The 25,287-nt window shown below is 54.0% G+C and carries 17 protein-coding genes and 1 pseudogene; 9 read left to right on the top strand and 9 right to left on the bottom strand.

Translation table 11 applies throughout. The features are described from left to right. Nucleotides 1–149 precede the first annotated feature (149 nt). Nucleotides 150–1,160, bottom strand: coding sequence for a quinone-dependent dihydroorotate dehydrogenase (gene pyrD / locus JGF26_RS02835; RefSeq protein ID WP_028019223.1), 1,011 nt, complete (start codon nt 1,158–1,160; stop codon nt 150–152). Between the two features lie 248 nt (nt 1,161–1,408). Between pyrD and ssuE the strand changes: the two genes are divergently transcribed. From ssuE to ssuB, 5 genes and pseudogenes are all read left to right on the top strand, one after another. Further along, on the top strand, nt 1,409–1,984 hold the full coding sequence (gene ssuE / locus JGF26_RS02840) for an NADPH-dependent FMN reductase (RefSeq protein WP_028019224.1): 576 nt from the start codon (nt 1,409–1,411) through the stop codon (nt 1,982–1,984). Beyond that, a pseudogene (locus JGF26_RS02845) lies at nt 1,977–2,976 on the top strand (sulfonate ABC transporter substrate-binding protein). Before ssuE ends, JGF26_RS02845 begins: the two are co-directional and overlap by 8 nt. Beyond that, nucleotides 2,936–4,081: an FMNH2-dependent alkanesulfonate monooxygenase gene (gene ssuD, locus JGF26_RS02850; RefSeq protein ID WP_134707399.1), complete on the top strand. Its 1,146-nt coding sequence runs from the start codon at nt 2,936–2,938 to the stop codon at nt 4,079–4,081. Before JGF26_RS02845 ends, ssuD begins: the two are co-directional and overlap by 41 nt. Nucleotides 4,082–4,090: 9 nt before the next feature. Beyond that, nucleotides 4,091–4,882, top strand: a complete 792-nt coding sequence (gene ssuC, locus JGF26_RS02855) for an aliphatic sulfonate ABC transporter permease SsuC (RefSeq protein ID WP_134707398.1) — start codon at nt 4,091–4,093, stop codon at nt 4,880–4,882. Next, nucleotides 4,879–5,649 carry an aliphatic sulfonates ABC transporter ATP-binding protein gene (ssuB, locus tag JGF26_RS02860; RefSeq protein WP_128348094.1) on the top strand — a complete coding sequence of 257 codons (771 nt, stop codon included), beginning with the start codon at nt 4,879–4,881 and terminating at the stop codon, nt 5,647–5,649. Before ssuC ends, ssuB begins: the two co-directional genes overlap by 4 nt. Before the next feature lie 49 nt (nt 5,650–5,698). Here ssuB and pepN read toward each other — a convergent pair whose 3' ends face one another. Next, nucleotides 5,699–8,311, bottom strand: a complete 2,613-nt coding sequence (gene pepN / locus JGF26_RS02865) for an aminopeptidase N (protein ID WP_128348093.1) — start codon at nt 8,309–8,311, stop codon at nt 5,699–5,701. Between the two features lie 254 nt (nt 8,312–8,565). Here pepN and pncB point away from each other — a divergent pair, with 254 nt between their 5' ends. The 4 genes from pncB to aspC all read left to right on the top strand — a co-directional run bounded on the left by pncB (nt 8,566) and on the right by aspC (nt 14,490). Further along, entirely contained in the window at nt 8,566–9,768 is a 1,203-nt protein-coding gene (gene pncB, locus JGF26_RS02870; RefSeq protein WP_134707397.1) for a nicotinate phosphoribosyltransferase, read from the top strand. Between the two features lie 166 nt (nt 9,769–9,934). Then, nucleotides 9,935–11,335 (top strand): asparagine--tRNA ligase, encoded by a 1,401-nt coding sequence (gene asnS, locus JGF26_RS02875; RefSeq protein WP_028019231.1) that lies wholly within the window; start codon nt 9,935–9,937, stop codon nt 11,333–11,335. A gap of 607 nt (nt 11,336–11,942) precedes the next feature. Beyond that, nucleotides 11,943–13,115 (top strand): porin, encoded by a 1,173-nt coding sequence (locus JGF26_RS02880; protein WP_128348091.1) that lies wholly within the window; start codon nt 11,943–11,945, stop codon nt 13,113–13,115. A gap of 184 nt (nt 13,116–13,299) precedes the next feature. After that, nucleotides 13,300–14,490, top strand: coding sequence for an aspartate transaminase (gene aspC / locus JGF26_RS02885; protein WP_008499949.1), 1,191 nt, complete (start codon nt 13,300–13,302; stop codon nt 14,488–14,490). A gap of 48 nt (nt 14,491–14,538) precedes the next feature. Here aspC and JGF26_RS02890 read toward each other — a convergent pair whose 3' ends face one another. From JGF26_RS02890 to cmoM, 7 genes are all read right to left on the bottom strand, one after another. After that, nucleotides 14,539–15,186, bottom strand: coding sequence for an MBL fold metallo-hydrolase (locus JGF26_RS02890; protein ID WP_128348090.1), 648 nt, complete (start codon nt 15,184–15,186; stop codon nt 14,539–14,541). A 20-nt stretch (nt 15,187–15,206) separates the two neighbouring features. Then, the gene (locus JGF26_RS02895) at nt 15,207–15,758 is read right to left on the bottom strand and encodes a YcbK family protein (protein ID WP_028019233.1); all 552 of its coding nucleotides are present in this window, start codon (nt 15,756–15,758) and stop codon (nt 15,207–15,209) included. A 175-nt stretch (nt 15,759–15,933) separates the two neighbouring features. Next, nucleotides 15,934–17,757, bottom strand: a complete 1,824-nt coding sequence (ldtD, locus tag JGF26_RS02900) for a L,D-transpeptidase (RefSeq protein ID WP_134707395.1) — start codon at nt 17,755–17,757, stop codon at nt 15,934–15,936. 178 nt (nt 17,758–17,935) lie between these two features. Then, nucleotides 17,936–22,387 (bottom strand): chromosome partition protein MukB, encoded by a 4,452-nt coding sequence (gene mukB, locus JGF26_RS02905; protein ID WP_134707394.1) that lies wholly within the window; start codon nt 22,385–22,387, stop codon nt 17,936–17,938. After that, entirely contained in the window at nt 22,387–23,091 is a 705-nt protein-coding gene (gene mukE, locus JGF26_RS02910; protein ID WP_028019236.1) for a chromosome partition protein MukE, read from the bottom strand. Before mukE ends, mukB begins: the two co-directional genes overlap by 1 nt. Further along, a complete protein-coding gene (gene mukF, locus JGF26_RS02915) occupies nt 23,072–24,394 on the bottom strand; it encodes a chromosome partition protein MukF (protein WP_134707393.1) in 1,323 nt (440 codons plus the stop codon). The genes mukE and mukF overlap by 20 nt, the downstream gene beginning before the upstream one ends. A 3-nt stretch (nt 24,395–24,397) precedes the next feature. Further along, complete coding sequence (gene cmoM / locus JGF26_RS02920) at nt 24,398–25,177, bottom strand: tRNA uridine 5-oxyacetic acid(34) methyltransferase CmoM (protein WP_028019238.1); 780 nt, start codon at nt 25,175–25,177, stop codon at nt 24,398–24,400. Between the last annotated feature and the right edge of the window lie 110 nt (nt 25,178–25,287).

Below are 25,287 nucleotides of genomic sequence, written 5' to 3' on the forward strand. Positions count from 1 at the left end.
AAACGTCCTGTACTAAAAATGTCCTGCTCGTCGCTTCGTTTTTAACACCATTTAATAAAAGACTATAATGTCTAAATAAGCAACAATGACGGAATATAAAACAACCAGGGCCGGAAATAAAGCCCTGGTTGTCTGATTAAGAGAAAAGATTAGATATGAGTAACGATTTCTTTAATCAGCGGCGGTCCTTTAAAAATAAAGCCGGAATAGATTTGCACCAGTGACGCACCTGCCGCCATCTTCTCGCGTGCAGCAATCACAGAGTCGATACCACCGACGCCGATAATCGGTAAACGACCTTTTAATTCCGCTGACAATGCACGAATAATTTCGGTGCTTTTTAATTGTACCGGACGTCCACTTAACCCACCCGCTTCGTCACAGTTTTTCATTCCCTGAACCAGGGAGCGATCGAGTGTGGTATTGGTCGCAATCACACCATCAATATTATGGCGAACTAAACTGTCGGCAACCTGGATCAATTCTTCGACAGAAAGATCCGGAGCGATCTTAACCGCGACGGGAACATATTTATGGTGGATCGACTGCAGCTCATTTTGTTTATTTTTAATGGCACTCAGAAGATCGTCCAGCGCTTCACCATATTGCAAAGAACGCAGTCCCGGGGTATTGGGTGAGGAAATATTCACCGCAATATAACCAGCATAGGCGTAGACTTTTTCCATACAAATCAGATAGTCATCTTTACCTTGCTCTACCGGCGTGTCTTTATTTTTGCCAATATTGATACCTAATACGCCATCAAAATGGGCTTTTTTTACATTCTCAACGAGGTGATCGACACCGAGGTTATTAAAGCCCATGCGGTTGATCAAGCCTTCAGCTTCGACCAGACGGAACAGACGCGGCTTGTCATTTCCCGGTTGTGGGCGCGGCGTGACGGTACCGATTTCGATAGAGCCAAAGCCCATCGCGCCCAGGGCATCAATGCACTCGCCATTTTTGTCCAGACCTGCCGCAAGACCCAGCGGGTTTTTAAAGGTCAATCCCATGCATTGCACAGGTTTTTCCGGCACATTTTGACGCACCAGAGCGACCAGCGGCGTTCCTGTAATACGACGTAATTGCTGGAATGTAAATTCATGAGCGCGCTCAGGGTCGAGCTGGAAAAGGGCTTTACGAACGAAGGGGTAGTACATGAACTCTCCTGGATTCCCGGTGTGCAAACCGGGAGGGGATTATGGGCGATCCGACGCCGAAAGGGAATTGACCTGCGGCAAAAAATCAGCGTAAAACGCAATCGTTTACCTCCCGGCTCATTTCTTATTCACTTTTTCGCATTTAAATTGCAGATAAATCATTTAGTGGAATAACCGCTCAGTGTCACACTCCTGAAAATTGTTATGAATGTTAGATAAAAGCAAACAATTGGTTATAAGGAGAACGTATGCGCGTCATTACTCTGGCCGGAAGTCCACGATTCCCTTCACGCTCCAGCGCCCTGCTGGAATATGCCCGTGAAAAACTTAATGCCCTGGATGTGGAAGTGTGCCACTGGAACCTGCATAACTTCGAACCTGAAGATTTGCTCTATGCCCGTTTTGACAGCCCGGCGCTTCACACCCTGACGGAGCAGCTTAAAGGCGCTGATGGGTTAATCGTGGCGACCCCCATTTATAAAGCCTCTTTTTCCGGGGCACTGAAAACCCTGCTTGACCTGCTCCCTGAACGTGCGCTGGATGGCAAAGTGGTGCTGCCTCTGGCAACGGGCGGTACGGTGGCGCATTTACTGGCGGTGGATTATGCCCTGAAGCCGGTGCTGAACGCCCTGAAAGCACAGGAGATCCTCCACGGTGTGTTCGCGGACGACTCCCAGGTCATCGACTATCAACATAAACCGCACTTTACACCGAATCTGCAAACCCGCCTCGATAACGCCCTGGAAACCTTCTGGCATGCCCTGCATCGCAGGGATATCCAGGCACCTGCTTTTGGTCATCCGCAAGGAGTTGCACATGTTTAAAACCTTAACCCATATTGGACTAGCCGGACTGATGGCGCTGACGTCGCTGGCCCATGCCGGACAAACGGCACCTGAAAGCTTACGCATTGGCTACCAGAAAGGCAGCGTCAGCATGGTGCTGGCAAAAAGCCACCAGCTTCTGGAAAAACGCTTCCCGGACACAAAATTCTCCTGGGTTGAGTTCCCGGCTGGTCCTCAGATGCTGGAAGCGCTGAACGTGGGCAGTATTGATCTGGGCAGTACAGGCGATATCCCGCCGATATTCGCCCAGGCCGCGGGAGCAGACCTGCTCTATGTAGGTGTTGAACCGCCCAAACCGAAGGCCGAAGTGATTCTGGTACCTGAAAATAGCGACATTAAAAACGTCGCCGACCTTAAAGGGCATAAAGTTGCTTTCCAGAAAGGCTCCAGCTCACACAACCTGCTGCTGCGTGCTCTGCAAGAGGCCGGACTCAAGTTTACCGACATTCAGCCCGTTTACCTGACGCCTGCCGACGCGCGCGCCGCGTTCCAGCAGAAGAACGTTGATGCCTGGGCCATCTGGGATCCGTACTATTCCGCCGCATTACTGCAGGGCGGTGTACGGGTGCTAAAAGATGGCACCACGCTTAAACAGACCGGCTCGTTCTATCTGGCTGCTCGCCCTTATGCGGAAAAGAACGGCGCCTTTGTGCAAGAGGTTCTTGATACCTTTACTCAGGCGGATGCACTGACTCAAAGCCAGCGTCAGGAGAGCATTACCCTGCTGGCGAAAACCATGGGCTTACCTGAGCCGGTGATCGCGAGCTATCTCAACCACCGTCCACCGACCACCATCACGCCCGTAGACGCGCACGTCGCCGCACTTCAGCAACAAACGGCTGACCTCTTCTATCAAAACCACCTGGTGCCAAAACAGGTCACTATTCGCGAACGTATCTGGCAGCCCGCCGGTAAAGAAGGAACAAAATCATGAGTCTGAATCTTTTCTGGTTTTTACCCACCCATGGTGATGGCCACTATCTTGGTACGGAAGAGGGTTCACGCCCGGTTGACCATGGCTACCTGCAGCAGATTGCACAGGCAGCGGACAGAATTGGTTTCACTGGCGTACTGATCCCGACCGGACGCTCGTGTGAAGATGCCTGGCTGGTCGCCGCGTCGATGATCCCGGTCACCCAGCGTCTGAAGTTTCTGGTGGCCTTGCGTCCGAGCGTTGTCTCCCCCACCGTGGCGGCGCGTCAGGCGGCAACCCTGGACAGACTGTCTAACGGACGCGCCCTGTTTAACCTGGTGACGGGCAGCGATCCGCAGGAGCTGGCGGGCGACGGCGTGTTCCTCGATCACACTGAGCGCTATGAAGCCTCCGCCGAATTCACCCGCGTCTGGCGACGTCTGCTGGAAGGTGAAACCGTGACGTTCGAAGGTAAACATATTCACGTTCGCGACGCGAAACTCTACTTCCCTCCGGTCCAACAGCCACGCCCTCCTCTCTATTTTGGCGGGTCATCGGACGTGGCGCAGGACCTGGCGGCAGAGCAGGTTGATCTCTATCTGACCTGGGGCGAGCCGCCAGAGTTGGTGAAAGAAAAAATAGCCCAGGTACGCGCTAAAGCGGCCGCCCATGGCCGTAAGGTACGCTTCGGTATCCGCCTGCATGTGATTGTGCGTGAGACCAACGAAGAAGCCTGGCAGGCGGCCGATCGTCTCATCTCCCATCTTGATGATGCCACCATCGCGAAAGCACAGGCTGCGTTTGCCAAAACCGATTCCGTCGGGCAGCACCGGATGGCATCCCTGCACAACGGCAAGCGCGAGAACCTGGAGATCAGCCCAAACCTGTGGGCGGGTGTCGGTCTGGTTCGCGGCGGCGCGGGCACGGCGCTGGTTGGCGACGGTGCGACCGTGGCAGCCCGTATTAATGAATACGCTGACCTGGGCATCGACAGCTTTATTCTCTCCGGTTATCCGCATCTCGAAGAGGCATACAAAGTGGGTGAGCTGTTATTCCCGCATCTGGATGTCGCCATCCCGGAAATTCCTCAGCCGCAACCGCCCCAGCTTCAGGGCGAAGCCGTGGCGAACGAATTTATTCCACGAAAAGCCGCACAAAGCTAAGGAGTGACCATGACTGCCATCTCACAAAAATGGCTTCTGCGCGCCGCCCCGTGGTTTTTGCCCGTCGGTATCGTGGCCGTCTGGCAGCTCGCGTCGTCCACCGGCTGGCTGTCGAGCCGCATTCTGCCCGCACCTATGGGCGTTATCGAAGCGTTCTGGTCGCTGAGCGTCAGCGGAGAGCTGTGGCAACATCTGGCGATCAGTTCCTGGCGCGCCGTGATTGGGTTTTCCATCGGCGGCAGCATCGGCCTGATTCTGGGTTTGATCAGCGGTCTTTCACGCTGGGGCGAGCGGCTGCTGGATACGTCCATTCAGATGCTGCGCAACGTTCCGCATCTGGCGCTGATCCCGCTGGTGATTTTGTGGTTTGGTATTGATGAGAGCGCCAAAATATTCCTCGTGGCGCTGGGTACGCTGTTCCCGATTTACATCAATACCTGGCATGGGATCCGTAACATCGATCGTGGTCTGGTCGAGATGGCGCGCAGCTATGGTTTATCAGGCTTCGCGCTTTTTACCCACGTCATTCTCCCTGGCGCCCTGCCCTCCATTATGGTCGGGGTGCGTTTTGCGCTCGGCCTGATGTGGCTAACGTTGATAGTGGCTGAGACCATCTCGGCCAACTCTGGCATCGGTTATCTGGCGATGAACGCTCGCGAATTTCTGCAAACGGACGTGGTGGTGGTTGCCATCATCCTGTATGCCCTGCTCGGCAAACTCGCCGATGTCAGCGCCCAGTGGCTGGAACGCAGCTGGCTGCGCTGGAACCCGGCCTATTCCCTTCAGGAGGCGAAAGCATGAATACAGCACGACTGAACCAGGGGACGCCGTTACTGCTGAACGGCGTGACCAAACGCTACGGCGAAAACACCATTCTGAATGCGCTGGATCTGCACATTCCTGCCGGACAATTCGTAGCCGTTGTCGGGCGCAGCGGCGGCGGTAAGAGCACGCTGTTGCGCCTGTTAGCCGGACTGGAGGCCCCAAACGGCGGTGAAATTCTTGCCGGTACAACGCCGCTGGCAAAGATTCAGAACGACACCCGCATGATGTTTCAGGATGCGCGCCTGCTGCCATGGAAAACAGTCATTGATAACGTCGGGCTGGGGCTTAAAGGCAACTGGCGAGAGGAGGCCCGCCAGGCGCTTGCCGCCGTAGGGCTGGAAAATCGCGCGGATGAATGGCCTGCGGCGCTGTCAGGTGGGCAGAAGCAGCGCGTAGCACTGGCGCGGGCGTTAATCCATCGTCCGGGCCTGTTGTTGCTTGATGAGCCGCTCGGCGCACTCGACGCCCTGACACGAATCGAAATGCAGGATTTGATTGGATCCCTGTGGCAGAAGCACGGCTTTACGGTGCTACTGGTGACGCATGACGTGTCTGAAGCGGTAGCGATGGCCGATCGTGTGCTGTTAATAGAAGAAGGGAAAATGGGTCTGGATCTGACGGTGGATATTTCGCGCCCTCGCCGCGTAGGTTCGGCAAGACTGGCGGAGCTGGAGGCAGAAGTGCTGGATCGTGTGATGAAGCGCGGGGGCACGGAGTTACAGCGAGCTAAGGCTAATGCCTGATGCCCTCACCCTGACCCTCTCCCTGTGGGAGAGGGAGGGTTAACTTTTATTACGCTAACGCTTTAGCAATCTTCTCGTACAGATCGCCAGACAGGTTTTCCAGCCCTTTCAGCTGCTCGAGCGCGGCACGCATTTTCGCCTGGCGCTTAGCATCGTAGCGCTTCAGACGGATAAGCGGCTCGATCAGACGTGATGCCACCTGCGGGTTACGGCTGTTCAGCTCGGTCAGCATTTCAACCATGAACTCATAACCGCTGCCGTCTTCGGCGTGGAATGCGGCCGGGTTGCTGCTGGCAAACGCGCCAATCAGGGAACGTACGCGGTTCGGGTTGCTCATGGTAAACGAACGGTGCTTCAGCAGGCTGCGTACTTTGCTGAGCGCGTCTTGCGCCGGGCTGGTCGCCTGCAGGATGAACCATTTGTCCATCACCAGGCCATCCTGATGCCACTTGTCGTCATACTCCTGCATCAGCGCATCACGGCACGGCAGTTCGGCGGCGACGCTTGCAGCCAGGGCAGCCAGCGCGTCAGTCATGTTATCCGCTTCATGGTACTGCTTGCTTACCAGCGTGTTCGCCAACTCAGCCTCACCAAACGCCAGATAGCGCAGGCAGGTATTACGCAGAGAACGTTTACCGATGTCCGCGTGCTCTACGCGATAAGTATCAAGCTTATTGGCGTTATAAATCGCCAGGAACTCATCGGCCAGTTCTGCAGCCAGCGTACGGGTCAACGCTTCACGCACCGCGACGATGGCAATTGGGTCGATGATGTCAAACAACTCGGCGATTTCAGTCGCTGACGGCAGGGTCAGAATTTCAGCGGCCAGCGCCGGGTCAATCTTCTCATCCAGCAGGACCGCGCGGAACGCGTCAGCCACATGGGCAGGCAGCGACAGCGGCTGGCCCTGCTGATGACGGTTTACGTTGAGCTTAATGTAGGTCGCCAGCAGACTTTGCGCGGCATCCCAACGGGAGAAGTCGTTGCGCGCGTGACGCATCAGGAACGTCAACTGCTGATCGCTCCATTTATACTCCAGTTTCACTGGTGCAGAGAACTCACACAGCAGCGCAGGGACCGGCTGGAAGTAAACGTTGTCGAAGATGAAGGTCTGCTCTGCCTGGGTCACATTCAGCACGTGGTGTACCGGGTGGCCGCCCTTCTGGAGAGGAATGACTTTGCCTTCGTTATCATACAGTTCAATGCTGAACGGAATGTGAAGCGGATGTTTCTCTTCCTGCTCCGCTGTCGGCGGCGTGCGCTGGCTGATGGTCAGGGTGTACTGCTCGGTTTCCGGGTTGTAATCGTCTTTGACGGTGACAATCGGCGTACCGGCCTGGCTGTACCAGAGGCGGAAGTGAGAGAGATCCACATTGGAAGCATCTTCCATCGCCTGCACAAAATCGTCGCAAGTGGCCGCGCTGCCGTCATGACGCTCGAAGTAGAGCTGCATGCCTTTCTGGAAGTTCTCTTCACCCAGCAGAGTGTGGATCATGCGGATAATTTCAGAACCTTTTTCATACACCGTCAGGGTGTAGAAGTTGTTCATCTCAATGACTTTATCCGGGCGGATCGGGTGCGCCATTGGGCTGGCATCTTCCGCAAACTGCAGGCCGCGCATAGTACGCACGTTGTTGATGCGGTTAACCGCACGAGAACCCAGATCGGAGCTGAACTCCTGGTCACGGAAGACGGTCAGTCCCTCTTTCAGACTCAACTGGAACCAGTCGCGGCAGGTGACGCGGTTACCCGTCCAGTTGTGGAAATATTCATGACCGATAACGCGTTCAATATCGAGATAATCTTTATCGGTAGCGGTATCGGTGCGCGCCAGCACGTATTTGGAGTTAAAGATGTTAAGACCCTTATTCTCCATCGCGCCCATGTTGAAGAAATCGACAGCCACGATCATATAGATGTCGAGATCATATTCGAGACCAAAGCGCTCTTCGTCCCACTTCATGGAGTTGATAAGCGACGTCATCGCCCACGGTGCACGGTCCAGGTTGCCACGGTCAACAAACAGCTCTAGTGCCACTTCGCGGCCGGAGCGTGTTTTAAAGGTATCGCGCAACACGTCGAAATCACCCGCCACCAGCGCAAACAGATAGCATGGTTTCGGGAACGGATCCTGCCATTGCACCCAGTGACGGCCGTTCTCCAGTTCGCCTTCGCCCACACGGTTACCGTTGGAGAGCAGGAATGGGTAGAGCGTTTTATCGGCGATAATTTTCGTTGTGAAGCGTGCCAGCACATCCGGGCGATCGAGATACCAGGTGATGTGACGGAAACCTTCCGCTTCACACTGAGTGCACAGCGCCACACCAGACTGGTAAAGTCCTTCCAGCGCCGTGTTAGCGGCCGGGCTGATTTCATTCACGATGCGCAGCGTAAAGTGTTCCGGCAGGTTGTCGATCACCAGCTGGTTGTTTTCTTCTTTATAGTCAGACCAGGCTTCATCATTAATATGCAGGGAGACCAGCGTCAGGTCTTCACCATCAAGACGCAGTGGCACGGCAGTCGCACTGTGGCGCGTCACCTGGCTTACCGCCGTCACAACGGTTTTAGTGGCATCCAGGTCAAAAGTCAGATCGATATCGCTAATCAGGTATTCCGGCGCACGGTAGTCGTGGCGGTATTTGGCTTGTGGCTGTTGTGTCATAGAAAACCTTATGCATCGTTTGTCGAGTAACGTTTCAATATATTCCTGTTGTGTAAAACGCGCTACGCAGAATGTTCATCTTTTCAGGTACAAAACCCTTTTTTGCTACATTTATATAACACGGGGCACAAAATGCCCTCGACCATAAAACGCGCTTATGTTGTGATCGGGGTTCAATAAATCACTAAACAAGGTATACTCCGGAGTTGTTTATTGTACTAAACGCTCCTGTGAGAGGATGCTACTGCGCACCTATGACTCAATTCGTTTCTCCTGTTCTGCATACGTTGCTGGATACTGACGCGTATAAACTGCATATGCAGCAAGCCGTTTTCCACCATTACTATGACGTTCATGTCGCGGCCGAATTCCGCTGCCGTGGCGACGACTTGCTCGGTATCTACGCAGACGCTATTCGTGAACAGGTCGATGCTATGCAGCATCTGACGTTGCAGGACGATGAATATCAGTGGCTTTCAGGCCTACCTTTCTTCAAAGCTGACTACCTGAACTGGCTGCGCGACTTCCGCTATAAGCCAGAGCAGGTCACTGTACTTAACGATAATGGTAAGCTGGATATTCGTCTCGAAGGTCCGTGGCGTGAAGTGATCCTGTGGGAAGTGCCGCTTCTGGCGGTGATCAGTGAACTGGCCCACCGCTACCGTTCGCCGGAAACCGGTGTTGAACAGGCGGTCGCAGCGCTGGAAACCAAGCTCGCGGGCTTCACCACGCTGACCGAAGGGCTGGATATGTCCCGCTTCCGCCTGATGGACTTTGGCACCCGTCGCCGTTTCTCTCGCGACGTTCAGGAGGCCATCGTTAAGCGTCTGCAGCAGGAACCGTGGTTTGTGGGCACCAGCAACTACGATCTGGCCCGTCGCCTTAATCTCACGCCTATGGGCACCCAGGCGCATGAATGGTTCCAGGCGCATCAGCAGATAAGCCCAGACCTGGCGAACAGCCAGCGTGCAGCACTGGCCGCATGGCTAGAGGAGTACCCAAATCAACTGGGGATCGCCCTCACCGACTGTATTACGATGGATGCCTTCCTGCGCGATTTTGGTCCCGAGTTCGCTGAGCGTTACCAGGGGTTACGCCATGATTCCGGTGATCCGGTTGAATGGGGTGAGAAAGCCATTGCCCACTATGAAAAGCTGGGTATTGATCCAATGAGCAAGGTTCTGGTCTTCTCTGATAATCTTGACCTGCCGAAAGCGGTTGAGCTCTATCGCCAGTTCAACACCCGGGTTAACCTGAGCTTCGGGATTGGTACCCGTTTGACCTGTGACATCCCTCAGGTGAAACCACTGAACATCGTCATAAAACTGGTGGAATGTAACGGCAAGCCGGTGGCTAAGCTCTCCGATAGCCCGGGTAAAACCATCTGCCATGACAAAGCGTTTGTCCGCGCATTGCGCAAAGCGTTCGATCTCCCGCAGATTAAAAAAGCCAGCTAAACGCTTACGGGAGCCTTCATGGCTCCCGACTTCTTATTTATTTCTCAATTCTTCCCTTTTGACTGCGAAATTTACTTGTCTGATGGCAGATGGCAGGTAACATAGATATCCCCCCATAAGGGTGGACAAGTGTCTATTTTTTCCGACTATTAACAGAGAGAATATTATGAGCGTTGTGCCTGTAGCCGACGTACTCCAGGGCCGTGTCGCCGTTGACCAGGAAGTCACCGTGCGCGGATGGGTGCGTACCCGCCGAGATTCTAAAGCTGGCATCTCCTTCCTTGCCGTCTATGACGGTTCCTGCTTTGATCCTGTACAGGCCGTCATTAATAATTCTCTGCCCAATTACAATGATGACGTTCTGCACCTGACGACGGGCTGTTCCGTTATTGTCACCGGTGTGGTCGTGGCATCACCGGGCCAGGGCCAGAGTTTCGAAATTCAGGCTTCTGCCATTGAAGTCACCGGCTGGGTTGAAGATCCGGACACCTATCCGATGGCGGCTAAACGTCACAGCATCGAATATCTGCGTGAAGTCGCCCACCTGCGTCCGCGTACCAACCTGATTGGTGCAGTGGCGCGTGTGCGTCATACGCTGGCCCAGGCGCTGCATCGCTTCTTCGACGAACAAGGTTATTTCTGGGTGTCTACCCCGCTGATTACTGCTTCTGATACAGAAGGTGCAGGTGAAATGTTCCGTGTCTCGACGCTGGACATGGAAAACCTGCCGCGTACGCCAGAAGGTAAAGTGGACTATGACAAAGACTTCTTCGGCAAAGAGGCTTTCCTGACCGTATCCGGTCAGCTCAACGGCGAAACGTACGCCTGCGCGCTGTCTAAAATCTACACCTTTGGCCCTACCTTCCGTGCCGAAAACTCCAACACCAGCCGTCACCTGGCAGAATTCTGGATGCTGGAGCCTGAAGTGGCGTTCGCCAACCTGGACGATGTTGCCGGCCTGGCGGAAGCGATGCTGAAGTATGTCTTCAAAGCGGTGCTGGAAGAGCGTCCTGACGACATGAAATTCTTCGCCGAGCGCGTAGACAGCGATGCTGTAGCACGTCTGGAGCGTTTCGTTTCCGCTGACTTTGCACAGGTGGATTACACCGACGCGGTAGCGATCCTTGAGAAATGCGGTGAGACGTTCGAGAACCCGGTTTACTGGGGCGTTGACCTGGCGTCTGAGCATGAACGCTATCTGGCCGAGAAACATTTCAAAGCACCGGTTGTCGTGAAAAACTACCCGAAAGACATTAAGGCCTTCTATATGCGCCTTAACGAAGACGGTAAAACCGTTGCAGCGATGGACGTACTGGCGCCGGGCATTGGTGAAATCATCGGCGGTTCTCAGCGTGAAGAGCGTCTCGACGTACTTGACGCGCGCATGGAAGAGATGGGTCTCAACCCGGCTGACTACAGCTGGTACCGCGATCTGCGTCGTTACGGTACCGTACCGCACGCTGGTTTTGGTCTGGGCTTCGAGCGTCTGATTGCCTACGTTACCGGTGTTCAGAACGTACGTGACGTGATTCCTTTCCCACGTACTCCACGTAACGCCAGCTTCTAATCGATAAAAGACTAAAATGGCCAGCGAATGCTGGCCATTATTTTATTCTGCAATGTCAGTTTACGTCAGCGTAAAGTCAGCATTTTTAAACCATCACCCCGTCACAACCGCTACCTGTTACGTATTGTTTCCGTGAAATATCCAGCCACAAAAAAACAAACTCCATTCTTATTGCGATTATTACATCCTCAAGCAATAGCACAAATTTCAACCATTTTTTTAGCCATCCAGATGTCTTTTTTGCATCATAAGAAAAAACAAGTCGTTTAGCCTCTGTTTATATGAATTGCCTTTATCCAAATTAATCATAAGGAATTCATATATATAGGATAAACACTGCCGCTTAATTCGCCAGGGAGTTCTGAAGTTTGAGGTGGTTCACAAAGTTCCGAAAAATACACATTTAGTTACACATATTTTCTTTCTGTTACTTAATCTTGAGAATTGTAGCACTTTCAGGCTAGCGAAACGCTTCGGTGAATGGAAAGATGCCTGTCAGATACATAAAGACACCAAACTCTCATCAATAGTTCCGGAAATATTTATTGACAGAATTTATTGACGGCAGTGGCGAGTGTCATAAAAAAACCAATGAGGGTAATAAATAATGATGAAGCGCAATATTCTGGCAGTGGTTATCCCTGCTCTGCTGGTAGCTGGTGCAGCTAACGCTGCAGAAATCTACAACAAAAACGCTAACAAGCTGGACTTCTACGGTAAAGCTGTAGGTGAACACATCTGGACCACCAACGGTGACACCAGCAACGAAGATACCACCTACGCCCGTATCGGCTTCAAAGGTGAAACCCAGATCAACGACCAGATCACTGGTTACGGTCAGTGGGAATACAACATGGACGCGTCCAACGCAGAAGGTTCTCAGGGTACTAAAACCCGTCTGGCATTTGCTGGTCTGAACTTCGGTGACGCGGGCTCTCTGGACTACGGCCGTAACTATGGCGCTATCTATGACGCGGCAGCATATACCGATATGCTGGTTGAGTGGGGCGGCGACTCTTGGGTTGCGACTGATAACTTCATGAACGGTCGTGCTTCTGGCCTGCTGACCTACCGTAACAAGAACTTCTTCGGTCTGGTTGATGGTCTGAGCTTCGCCCTTCAGTATCAGGGTAAAAACGAGCGCAGCAATGCTGTCGCTGCAACTTACACCGCCGATGGTCAGTTGATCAACGTGGGTCGTGGTGGTAACGGCGCTAAAGGTAACGGTGATGGCTTCAGCTCCTCTGTTCAGTACGAACTGGGCGAAGGCTTCGCACTGGCAGCCGGTTATGAAACTGCTGACCGCACCAACGAGCAGGTTGCTGCTGGCAACTCCGCTGACTGGGCAAGCGCCGGCGGCGATCGTGCTGAAGCATGGTCTACTGCAGCGAAATACGATGCGAACAACATCTACGCAGCAGTTCAGTATGCTGAAACCACTAACATGACGCGTGAAGCTGATAACAACTTCGCGAACAAAACCCAGAACATCGAAGCCGTTGTTCAGTACCAGTTCGACTTCGGTCTGCGTCCATCCCTGGGCTACGTCCAGTCTAAAGGTAAGGACCTGAAAGGTCGTACAGCTAACGGTTCAACCTTCGCTGGCGGCGATGCTGACCTGGTGAAATACATCGAACTCGGTACCTGGTACTACTTCAACAAGAACATGAACGTATACGCTGCGTACAAATTTAACCTGCTGGACGACAACGCGTACTCTAAATCCACTAAGCTGGCAACTGACGACCAGGCTGCGGTTGGTATCGTTTACCAGTTCTAATCAGTACACCACTTTGTTATATGCTTAATGAACAGGGCTTCGGCCCTGTTTTTTTATGCGTGACAGAAAATAATGGCGACTTTTGAAAAGCCGCACGCTTTTCGTCGCAAACGGTTGGCATTTTGTAAATCTACCGTTAACCTGATAGCGGATTTCACTTCTGTAATCACAATGGAACTTCGTCATGTTTGAGAACATTACCGCCGCACCTGCCGACCCTATTCTGGGCCTGGCCGATCTGTTTCGTGCCGACGACCGCCCTGGCAAAATCAACCTGGGTATTGGTGTATATAAAGATGAAACCGGCAAAACTCCGGTACTGACCAGCGTTAAGAAAGCTGAGCAGTATCTGCTGGAAAACGAAACCACCAAAAACTACCTCGGTATTGATGGTATCCCTGAATTTGGTCGCTGCACCCAGGAGCTGCTGTTCGGTAAAGGTAGCGCAATTGTGAGTGACAAACGTGCCCGTACAGCACAGACCCCTGGCGGTACCGGTGCGCTGCGCGTGGCGGCGGATTTCCTTGCGAAAAACACCTCTGTTAAGCGTGTCTGGGTAAGCAACCCAAGCTGGCCGAACCACAAGAGCGTCTTTAACTCTGCGGGTCTGGAAGTGCGTGAATACGCTTACTACGACGCAGCAAACCACTCTCTCGACTTTGACGGTCTGCTGGCGAGCCTGAGCGAAGCACAGGCAGGTGACGTGGTGCTGTTCCACGGTTGCTGCCATAACCCAACCGGTATCGATCCGACGCTTGAGCAGTGGGAACACCTGGCGAAGCTGTCCGTTGAAAAAGGCTGGCTACCGCTGTTTGACTTTGCCTACCAGGGCTTCGCCCGTGGTCTGGAAGAAGATGCAGAAGGCCTGCGCGCGTTCGCAGCCGTGCATCAGGAGCTGATTGTCGCAAGCTCTTATTCCAAGAACTTCGGTCTGTACAATGAGCGTGTAGGTGCTTGTACGCTGGTCGCGGCAAACGACGAGACCGTCGATCGTGCGTTCAGCCAGATGAAATCGGTTATCCGTGCTAACTACTCTAACCCACCAGCACACGGTGCGTCTGTTGTTGCCACTATCCTGAGCAACGATGCGCTGCGCGCCATCTGGGAACAAGAGCTGAACGATATGCGCCAGCGTATTCAGCGCATGCGCCTGCTGTTTGTGAACACCCTGGCTGAGAAAGGCGCGGACCGCGACTTCAGCTTTATCATCAAACAGAACGGCATGTTCTCTTTCAGCGGACTGACCAAAGAGCAGGTTCTGCGTCTGCGTGAAGAGTTCGGCGTGTACGCCGTGGCGTCTGGCCGCGTGAACGTAGCAGGCATGACGCCTGACAACATGGCGCCACTGTGCGAAGCGATTGTCGCTGTACTGTAAATTGCACCCATAAAAAAGCCTGCGTTATGCAGGCTTTTTTTATTCTGGTTACCAGACAGGCATTTCATCCTGAAGGAACGGGTTATGGAGTCGTTCATAGCCCAGCGTTGACATCGGACCGTGTCCAGGGATAAACGTAACGTCATCACCCAGCGGCAATAACTTTTGTTTAATCGACTGAATCAGTTGCCCGTGGTCACCACGCGGAAAATCGCTGCGTCCTACGCCACCTTTGAAAATCACATCGCCGGAAATCAGCAGACGAGACTGGTCATCAAAGAAGACGATATGGCCTGGCGTATGCCCAGGACAATGCAACACCTGTAAAGTCACATTCCCTACGTTAACGCGCTCTCCCTCGTTCAGCCAGCGATCGGGCGTCAGAGGTTGACACTCATCAAGGCCAAACATGCGGCTTTGGGCTGGCAAACCCTGCAGCCAGAACTCATCTTCTTTTTCCGGACCGATCACCGGCACACCATAGTGCTGTGCCAGTTCCGCCGCTGCGCCGACATGGTCAAGGTGACCATGCGTCAGTAATATCTGCATCAGCGTCACACCGCTATCTGCAATTTCCTGTTTGATCTTCTCAGCGTCGCCGCCGGGATCGACAAGCGCGGCCAGTTTGGTTTGTTCACACCAGATTAATGAACAATTCTGGGAGAACGCCGTAACCGGAATAATACGATAGTTCATACTGCTCCTGTGTTTCGTTATTACCAGTGCCGAACTGGACCGGTATCAATATGCACAAAGTTGCTGCTGGGGTAATATCCTACACCACCTGCACGCATAGATAACGCAGCTTTGCGAATATTGGCTAACGAAACGCCTTCAATGTGGAAATCCATTGCCTGTCCCCTGGTGTGGTAGCTTTTTTTGGCTACCCCACGGCTATGGGCGCGCAGTTCATTATTAGTATCAATTGAGCGATAACCAGAAATAAGCTGCACCGGCTTGCTGGTACCCAGCAGGCCCTGAAGGCGGAAAAGCTGATCAAACAGTCCTGGATCGATGGCTTTTATTTTATTCGCGCGGTAATCACGGAAAAAGTGGTTAAGTCTTGCTAATTCATCCTGAATATAGCCTCTGCCATCGAAGAATTCCGCTTTTAGCGACTCACCGGTATGGAGATTGTTGAGCGTTAAAACTCGCGGACGAGGTGTCGAGAGGGTGGCAAATGCTGGCGTCGGCAAGATGGCCGCTGCGCCGAGCGCAACACCACCTAACGCCAGCAGTTTGCGGCGATTAGCGTCAAATTTGTCCATGATAATCAGGTCTACAGGTCAATGTTTATCGTAATATGCTTAGCGCACGAAGGGCACCTTAACTGGCAAAACCGGGTACGTCAAGGCGCCCAACCCCAGTGAATACGCGGCTTACAGCGATATTGCCCCTTATTCACCATAACTTACGACAATCATTTCTCCCGAACTGCTTCATTTACCTGATTAATTGTTCAGCTTTTGGCAAAATTTGTGCGCCGGATCGCGCGGTGAGATCATAATTGTAAATATCTGTACGATACTGAGTACGCCCGTCTTCGCCAACAAACGCGGTCAGATAGTAAAGATTGACCGGAATATTGTGTCGAATATTAACGTACCGCGTATCCCCCTGTTTCAGGGCGTCAGAAATACGCGTATCGTTCCAGCCCGCATCCTGCAACAGCATATTGGCAAGCTCTGAGGCTTTGTTCACGCGCACACAGCCAGAACTCAGGGCGCGAGTATCTTTCTGGAACAGGTTGTGGTTCGGCGTATCGTGCAGATAGATAGCTTCTGAACTCGGCATATTGAATTTGTAGCGTCCCAACGAGTTATGCGCCCCTGGAGCTTGCTGGAAGCGGAACGGTAAATTAGACGCCGTAATCGTCGACCAGTCGACCATGTACGGATCGATGGCCTCTTTGCTGTTCCATCCCCGCATAACCGTGTAGCCATGACGTTCCAGATAACCCGGATCGTTCCAGACTTTAGGCAGAATATCTTTGCGCGCCAGGGTCGGCGGTACGTTCCACGGCGGGTTAACCACCACGTTATTCAACGCACTACTCATCATCGGTGTTTTACGATCGGGACGTCCGACAATCACGCGCGACGCCAGTACTTCACTACCGTTCTGATAATAGACCAGCGAATACGCAGGAATGTTAACCATGATCCCGGTAGAGAGCGTTCCCGGCAGTAAGCGCAAACGCTGGATATTCAGCGCCAGCACCCCTGCCCGCTGCGCAGGTGATACGTTCAGCCAGTCACGCGTCGTCTGGCCGATGACGCCATCGGCCCCCAGCCCCTGAGCGGCCTGGAATTGTTTAACTGCCGCAACCAGTTCGCGATCGTAAGCCGCCGGTTTGTCGCTCACGACCACCGCTTTCTTCTCTTTCACAGAGGCTGATGGACTGACCACGACGTTTTGCGGATCATCGCCGGGCAGTGCAATCTTTGGCCCACCGTCCAGAATACCGGAACGCTTTAGGATCTCACGCAGGGCAGGAACATCGCTGCTCCACTGCCCCGGACGCAGTGTCGCACTGCCACGCATTTGCGGCCACGGACGCGAATCGCCCACCAGTTCAAGAAGCGACTGGTGCAGGGTGGCATATTGCGGATGCGCTGGCGCAAGACTGGCTATAAAGCGGAGTAGATCGCCATTATCGAGGGCCAACTGCCACTGATTAATCACCGACAGCGCCGGCGTTGCCAGCTTATACGGCTTGTCGCTGTACAACCAGCGGTTGCCATTGACCGGAATACCTGCCACAAACTGCAGGTAGCCCATCATCGCATCAGAAAGGACCACGTCCCGCGCTTGCCCGGTGACGGCAGGATCGGTTAACAGCTCAACCCACGCTGTAAACTGAGGCTGGAACCCGGCAATCGCCACTTCCGCAAGCTGTTGCTGAAAGGCGCGTACTGCGTCACGGTTGTCCCACATCGGTTTCATATCGCGGGCAGCATAGAGCAGAGTGAGCTGATTGATATAGACAGGTGTGTACCCTGAAGGCAGCCCAGCGTGTAGCTGCTGACGGAGAGAGTCGACGTCAATGCCTTCGGGCAACGGCTTAATACCGGCCATAATAGCCGTTGCAGGTGACTGTTCCAGCGGTTGAGACAACGACGTTGGCTGTGCGCCTGTCGTTGCGGAGCTGTCAGTCGGCACAATTTCAGGCTCATCGGCCTGAGCGGTTAACAGCGGAGCAAACATCACTGCCAGGCATAAGCTGAGCGCAGACAGCTGACGACCACATTTTTTCTTTAGCAACATCCCTTGCCCCCTGTTTTCACGACATGCCCATCACGGTGGGGCTTTCTTCTATTATAGGTAGACGGCAAATCAGTTGCCTTACCTTATGTAAAGAAGTTTAAAGATAACGCAGCCCTAAGCACAAGTTAAGTTTAAAAAAAAAGCGGCGCCAATGCGCCGCTCCTGATCAGGAAACGCTTCAGGAAGCGTCCGCCGTGGTTTCCGGTAATGACTCTGGCGGCTGAGGGGCAAAACCACGCAGCCCAACAACGTGAACGTGTTCGCTGTTCTGGAACACCTTACGCACCAGCTTATAGGTGGTCCCTTTTTCAGGACTGATGTTTTCCGGTGCCGCAATGATGAGCTGCATATCAAGACGCTCGCAAAGCTCAAACAGCGTAGCAATAGAGCGGGCATCAAGACGCGCCGCTTCATCCAGGAACAGCAGTCGACATGGGGAGATGTCTTTGCCGCGCAGGCGGCGTGCTTCATCTTCCCAGCTCTGTACCACCATCACCAGAATGGACATCCCGGTACCAATTGCTTCCCCCGTAGAGAGCGCCCCCGATTCCGCACGCAGCCAGCCGTCGGAACCACGGTTAACCTCAACTTCCATTTCCAGATAGTTACGGTAATCCAGCAGCTCTTCACCGATGGTTTGCGGCGTGCGTTGCCCCATATCAATCTGCGGGTTCAGACGCTGATACAGCTTCGCCAGGGCTTCAGAGAAGGTCAGACGGTTGCTATTGAACAGATCCTGATGCTGTTCGTGCTGCTCTGAGAGCACTTCCAGCAGCGTCGAGTGGGCTTCACGCACATTGACGTTAAGACGCACGCTGTTTACCTGGCCAAACGATACGCTCTGCAGACCCTGGTTCAACTGACGAATACGGTTCTGCTCGCGCTGAATGGTTTTGCGGATGATATTCGCCACGCTGCGAGAGCTGATCGCCAGCTTCTGCTCACGTGAGGTCAGTTCTTCCGTCAGACGACCCAGCTCAATTTCCATCTGTTCGATGGCTTCGACCGGATCGTCGGTACGAATGATATCCTGACGAATACGTTCACGCAGGTGCTGATAAACGGCCACAAAGAACTGAATTTTACGCTCAGGACGTTTCGGATCCTCTGACATGCGCAGTACATCGCGCAGGTGCTCGTTGTCCGCGACCGCCAGACGCAGCGCACCCAACGCCTTATCCGACATAGAGCGCAGTTCATCGGCAGAGAGATACGCCAGCTCGCGACGGTGCAGACGGCGCTCAACGTTGTTGTCTTTCACCATCCGCATTACTGCGCACCAGCCCGCCTTCGCGGTCACGACCTGCTCGCGCATTTCATGGTAGTCACGTTCCAGTTTACGCAGGCGACGCGTCAGGTTATCCATTTCTGCTTCGCAGAAGGTCAGCGCTTTTTCCAGCTGATTGCGGCGTGCGCGGTTATTACTGAGCTGTGAATGCAGTTCGTCACGGCGTATACGCGCCCGCTCTTCTGCCCCGCTGTCGGCACGAACGCCAATGTCCTGAAGCTCTTTCTGCAGGTCGTTTAACAGCTCTTTCTTGGTGTCGAAGGAGCTTTTCAGCGAGGCCAGCACCTGGTTGTACTGGTTCAGCTGTGCCGAGTGGCTACGCATCGCTTCGCGAGCACGCGTACGTTCCGCTTCAGCCTGCTCAAGACGCTGACGCAGCTTTTCATTCAGGTCGCTGTTGCCGCTCAGCATTTCAGCCGAATCGGAGTAGCCGAAATGTGCACGACGCTGCACGACTTCCGTCAGGGCAAATGCCTGCTGACGCGCTTCGCGCTGCACCTGTTGCGACCAGGCATAGTCTTCTTTTAACTGCTCAAACTGTTCCGGGTCACTCTGCAGAACAGAGACAACCGACTCCAGCTTCGCCAGTTGATTACCATGCTGCTGAATGAAACGCGCAGCTTCCTGGGCTTCATCCAGACGTTCCTGGATCTCATCCACACGGTCGGCCAGGGTTTCATCCGCCAGCAGATTCAGGCGTGGCAAAATGCGGTTAAGAGCAGCAACGCCCTCTTTCGCTTGTTCGAACTGAACACGGCTCTGCTGGTTGTCATTTTCATGACTGGCAATGGCTCGTTCCAGTTCACCACGACGGGTATTGAGCTTACGGATTTCCGCTTCCGGGTCAGCATCAAACGCCACGCCCAGGTGGCTGCCGATAAAGCGGCTAAATGCCTGATGCAGACGCTGGGTTTTCTGCACGTCAAACGACAACGTCGCAAAACGTTCAGACAACGTTTCTCGCTCGGCGTGCAAACTTTCAATGCGGTTTTCACGTGCAGCGCGGCCAAACAGAGGCAGCTCAGGGAAGCGGGAATAACGCCACTGACGGTCAGCGATTTTCACCACCACCGCTTTTTCCAATTCGTCGACACTGAAGACGCTGTCATCGAACGACTGCGGATCCCCTTCGATCAGGTAGAGATCTTCCGGGCAATCTTCCAGACCAGCAAGCTGCTCGGAAACCAGCGACAAATCCGGCACCACAATCGCGTTACGCGATGGGCCATAAAGTGCTGAGAAGTACGGGGCATCGTCCAGTCCGACATCGTCGTAAATCTCGGACAACAGCACACCGCCGAAACGTTCAGCCAGGGTATTCAGACGCGGATCTTCCGCACCACCCGGCTGGCTTAAGCGCTCAATCTCTTCATCAACGTCACGCTTACGCGCGCCCACTTCATCACGCTCAACAATCGCCTCGCGCTCGCGCTCCAGCAGTTGCTGCAGGTATTCGGTCACTTCCTGACTGGATGTAAACTCTTCGCCGCACTGCTCGCTGAGCTGGTTCAGGCTGCTTTGCGCCGCCAGCCAGACAGGCGCACGCTGCAACAGAGTTTGAGAACGAGACTGAAGCTGCTCCATCTCCTGACGCAGGGTCATACGCTGTTCGCTGGCGCTGGAGACGGTGTCGGAGAGTGCGGCGATACGCGCTTCCAGCTCCTGATGCAGAGCCTCGAGATCGTCGATATCGTAATTTTTACCCTGACGCTTGCAGAACTCTGCCAGCAGACGCTCCGCTTCCTGTTGCTCGCGCAAGCGCTGTTCCAGCTCGTTCAGACGCATACGCAGTGGCTGCATCTGCTCGGCCAGATGTCGCTGGTTCACGCCGTCGCGCAGCAATTCGCGGGCGATGTCCCATGCTTCATTGCGCGCAAGCGGACCGTTAATCGCCACCACCAACTGATAAGCTTGTTCAAACTGGCTGTGTGCCGTTTGCGCGACGCTCATTTTCTGTTCGAGAGAGAGCAGCTTCTCGGTTGCTTCCTGCTCTTTAGCCTGGAAGGTATCCAGCCACTCATCAGCGCTTTCTGGTGTCAGATCAGGCAGGTGGCACAGCTCTTTTGCACGCTGTAACGCCTGCAATGCCTGGGTGTATTGAATTGCACGCGTCTGCTGCACATCCAGCGCCTGCTGATAATCAGCAAGCTGGCTTTTCAGCTCATCGACTTCCAGTTCGGCGGCTTCAGCGCGGGCTTCGTTCTCTTCCTGCATGTCGGCAGCTTCAGCCACCACTTCATTCTGTTCTTCGAGACGAATTTGCAGCTCATCGAGGTCCGCTTCGTAGCGTTCGATTTTCTCCTGCTGGCGCAGTGCGGTCTGCACCAGATTCAGGTGATCGCTGGCGGCCTGGTAATCCGCTTCCAGATCGCCCTCAGCACCGGTGTGCTCGCCCAGCTCGCGCGCCATTTCGACGTGCTTGTACTGCTCGGCCACCAGCTGTTTACGGGAGGTAAACAGCTCGCGACGGTACTCTAATGCCTGATCAAGATGCACGCGGCGCTCGTTGGCGTGACGCATGTAGTCCGCAGCCACGTAGTTAGTAGCTTCGCTGATCAGGTGTTTAAACAGGTCGCGGTCAGACTGGGTAACGCGAATCGCTTCCAGCGTCATGCGGTTTTCACGCAGTGCGGCTTCCATATCCTGGAAGGCCTTACGCACGCCGCTGTTTTCCGGCAGCAGGTAGTCTCGCAGCGAGCGGGTAATGGCGCTGGAGATACCACCGTACAGCGACGCTTCGATCAGACGATAGTATTTGCTACGGTCTGATGCCGTGCGCAGACGACGCGCCACCACGCCCAGATCGAACATCAGCGAGTGGTAGTCGGTAATAGAGTTGAACTGCTTGAACTGCACGCCTTCGATGGCTTCGAGCTTGTCTTTCAGCTCCTGCAGCGTCAGCACGCGCGCCTGGCGCTCGTTCAGGGTTTCCGTCAGCAGCGCCGTCGGCTGCATTGATGTTGGCAGCCCCTGGATCGCAAACGGTTTGATATCCACTTTACGGTCGCGACCCGCGACCTGCTGCAGGCGTACGCCCACCACCACACGCTGATGACGGGAGTTAATGACGTCCAGCACCGAATAGCAGACGCCAGCCTTCAGCTTACCGTGCAGACCTTTATCACGGGAGCCGCTTGTTGCCCCCGCTTCGGTGGTGTTACGGAAGTGAAGCAACGTCAGATCGGGAATCAGCGCCGTAACAAACGCCGCCATGGTGGTGGATTTACCCGCACCGTTACCGCCGGAGAGCGTCGTGACCAGCTCATCCAGATCGAACGTTCGGGCGAAGAAGCCGTTCCAGTTAATCAGCGTTAGTGAGCGAAATTTACCGCGTTCAATCATTACTCTTCCTCCCCGCTATCCGGCAGATTCTCTTCATGCTCATCATTGAGCTGCAAATGGTTTTCCACCGGCATCGCTTCACCATCGCGGATCATGCGAAGCTGCGCCTCACGCGCGTCATCACCCGTACGCACATCGGCGCCGAAGCGGAAGACAGATTCCGTGATGCGGAATTTGCTGCTGTCGTGGCCCATAAACCAGACCATACCCAGACGACGCAGACGGTTCAGGGAAGAACGAACTTTTTCCTGTAATTTCTGACGATCGAGATCCGAACCCGTGGAGCGGTTGTTCACCAGCTTAAGCAGCTTGCTCTCATCTGCCAGCGTCAACAGCTCGTCGTAAAGTTCCTGCTGGGTGAAGATCCCTTCATTCGCCAGACGTTCCGGGCTGAGATAGAGGTAGCAAAGAATTTTGCCGACCATCATATCCAGCTCGGAGAGCACGGAGCGCGGAATCAGCGTCGTGGAGCGTGGACGCAGGTAGAAAAAACCTTCCGGTGCGCGGATAAGCTCCACGTTATAGCGTGCATAAAACTCTTCCAGGTACTCCTGAAAGTCCATCAAAAAGGCGTGATTATCCAGCTCGTCTAAGCCAATGTGACGACCGGCACGCAGCTGGCTGTCCAGCGCCGGAAATAACGGATTCGCCAGCGCCTGTGCCAGCTTAACTGGCATCACTTGTTCAATATTTGTCAATGACATGCGCCTGTACCTTGGCTCCGTAATCGTTAATTGGCTGCCACTTCGGCGGCAGTCCGGTGAAATCTGCTTGTGCGACACCCAGGCGCACCGCCTGGTCTACCACAATGCGGGCAACATCGAAGTGGCGTGCACGAGGATATTGCGCCAGATAGTCGCGCACCACGAGACCAAGATCCAGCGGCACTTGTCTGGTTTTGTAGACAGTGAGCTGTTCTTCGATCATGGCCGCAAGTTGCTCACGAATTTCGTTGAATTCTTCGTATTCCAGATCCGGTGGCAGTTCACCGGTCACCTCTTCATCACGCAGCGCCATCTCTTCGTCGCGCATATCCAGCAGACGATCGGCATTGGCGTAGGTCAGCGCCCACGGCGCATCGAAATAGGTCTGCACAGACTGACGCAGACGCTGGGCAAAGACGCGGTTTTTATCCATATCAATCGCGGTACGGATAAATTTATGCACATGGCGGTCATAGCCGATCCACAGGTCGATCGACTGCTGTCCCCAGCTAATAATGCGATCGAGTTTACTCTGCAAATCAAAGACCAGACGGTCGACAAAATGCAGATCGTCATGTGCCATGGTCGCATCCTGAATGCGTAGCAGGTTGGCCTGGAGCTTATCCCCTGCGGCCTCCAGCGTATCCTGCAGTTCACGCAGCGTGCCGGAGGTTTCCGACAGCAGCAGTTCACAGCTGGAGATGGCCGCGCGCCAGTCTTTGTTCAGCAGTTGCGCAATATCGTCTTTCACCTGCTGCTGCTGTTCGTCCATCAGACGCTGAGTCAGATCGATACTGTCGAAAATCTCCGCTACCGAGTATTTCAGCGGCGCGTAAACATTGCGGTGCCAGTGGAATTCGTCACCGTTTTCATCCGCAGCATCGGCGGCACGCTTAAGTTCACCCGCCACGATCGAGAGCTGCATGGAAAGACGCAGCGTGGAAAATTCACGCTGGCGAATGTAGTAATCGGTGATGCCGATGCCCAGTGGCGTCAGGCGATAGATGGCGTTTCCTTCCGCCTGCTCGCTGGTAAAGCGGTTCAGCAGACGTTGACGCACCATATCGTTGATTGCGTTGTTGGCACGCACGCTAATGGTTTCGCTGGTTTGCTCAAACGCATCACTGACATGGCGGAACGCATCCACCAGTTCACCCTCGCTCATTTCACCATCCAGCCGTTCGCCGTTCAGCGTGGCAACCGCCAGCAGGAAAGAGAGTCTGTCTACCGGCAGCGAGATGGAGAAATCGTTTTTCCTGGCCCAGGCAACCAGTTCGGGGACTGTCTGGGAAAATTCACTCATAGGTTATCCTTGCATCTGCGGCTTGTGCGCGGTGACGTGAATATAGCGGCCAAGGCTGATAAAAGGCTCCTGACGGCAATACCGCGTTTCTAATTCTGTTAAGGTGTCAAAACAGTCACGCTGTTTGTGTTTTTCACGCAGATAATCATGAAACACCCTGACGCCCGTCTTCCCAACGATCTGCCAGCCAATCTCTTCCAGCCAGCCGTACACCTGCTGTGGATCGCGCGGATAGTCCGGGGAAAGCGTGCGCTTTTTCTTTTTCGGCATCCCGACCTGAACATAGTCGAAGTTACCTGCAACCATGTTATGCATCAGGAAGCCGTTAGCATTGTAGAACATCAGCGACAGCGTGCCGCCCGGGCGTAACATCGACCACAGGGTTTGTAATACGCTTTGCGGATCGGCAACCCACTCCAGCACCGCATGAAACAATATCAGATCAACCTGGGTTTCCAAATGCTGTGAGATATCCTGAGCGGCGCATTGTATAAAATGCATGTTGTCGCTCACACCTTTCTCTTCTGCTGCACGCGTCGCACGGGCGACCATTTCAGCAGAAAGATCGCAAAGCGTGACGTGATGACCGCGCTCGGCCATTTTTATCGCCGTCTGCCCTTCACCGCCTCCGGCGTCCAGCACACGCAACGTTTGACCGCCAAAGGTGGCAAGAATGTTGTCCAGATCCTGCCAGAGGATCGTCTGACGTAACTGCCCTTTCGTGGTGCCATAAATGTTGCGCGAAAACTTTTCCGCGATGTCATCAAAATTGCGATCCCGCATTGGGAGAGTTCCACTCGCTAACTGCAAAACCGCTATTTTGTCACACCCGCGCGGAGAATGAACCTCTCTGGTGTAATATCACGGGTAATCACCTGCTATATGGTCAAAAA

It is taken from the genome of Enterobacter sp. E1, assembly GCF_016809815.1.
GTDB lineage: Bacteria > Pseudomonadota > Gammaproteobacteria > Enterobacterales > Enterobacteriaceae > Enterobacter > Enterobacter adelaidei.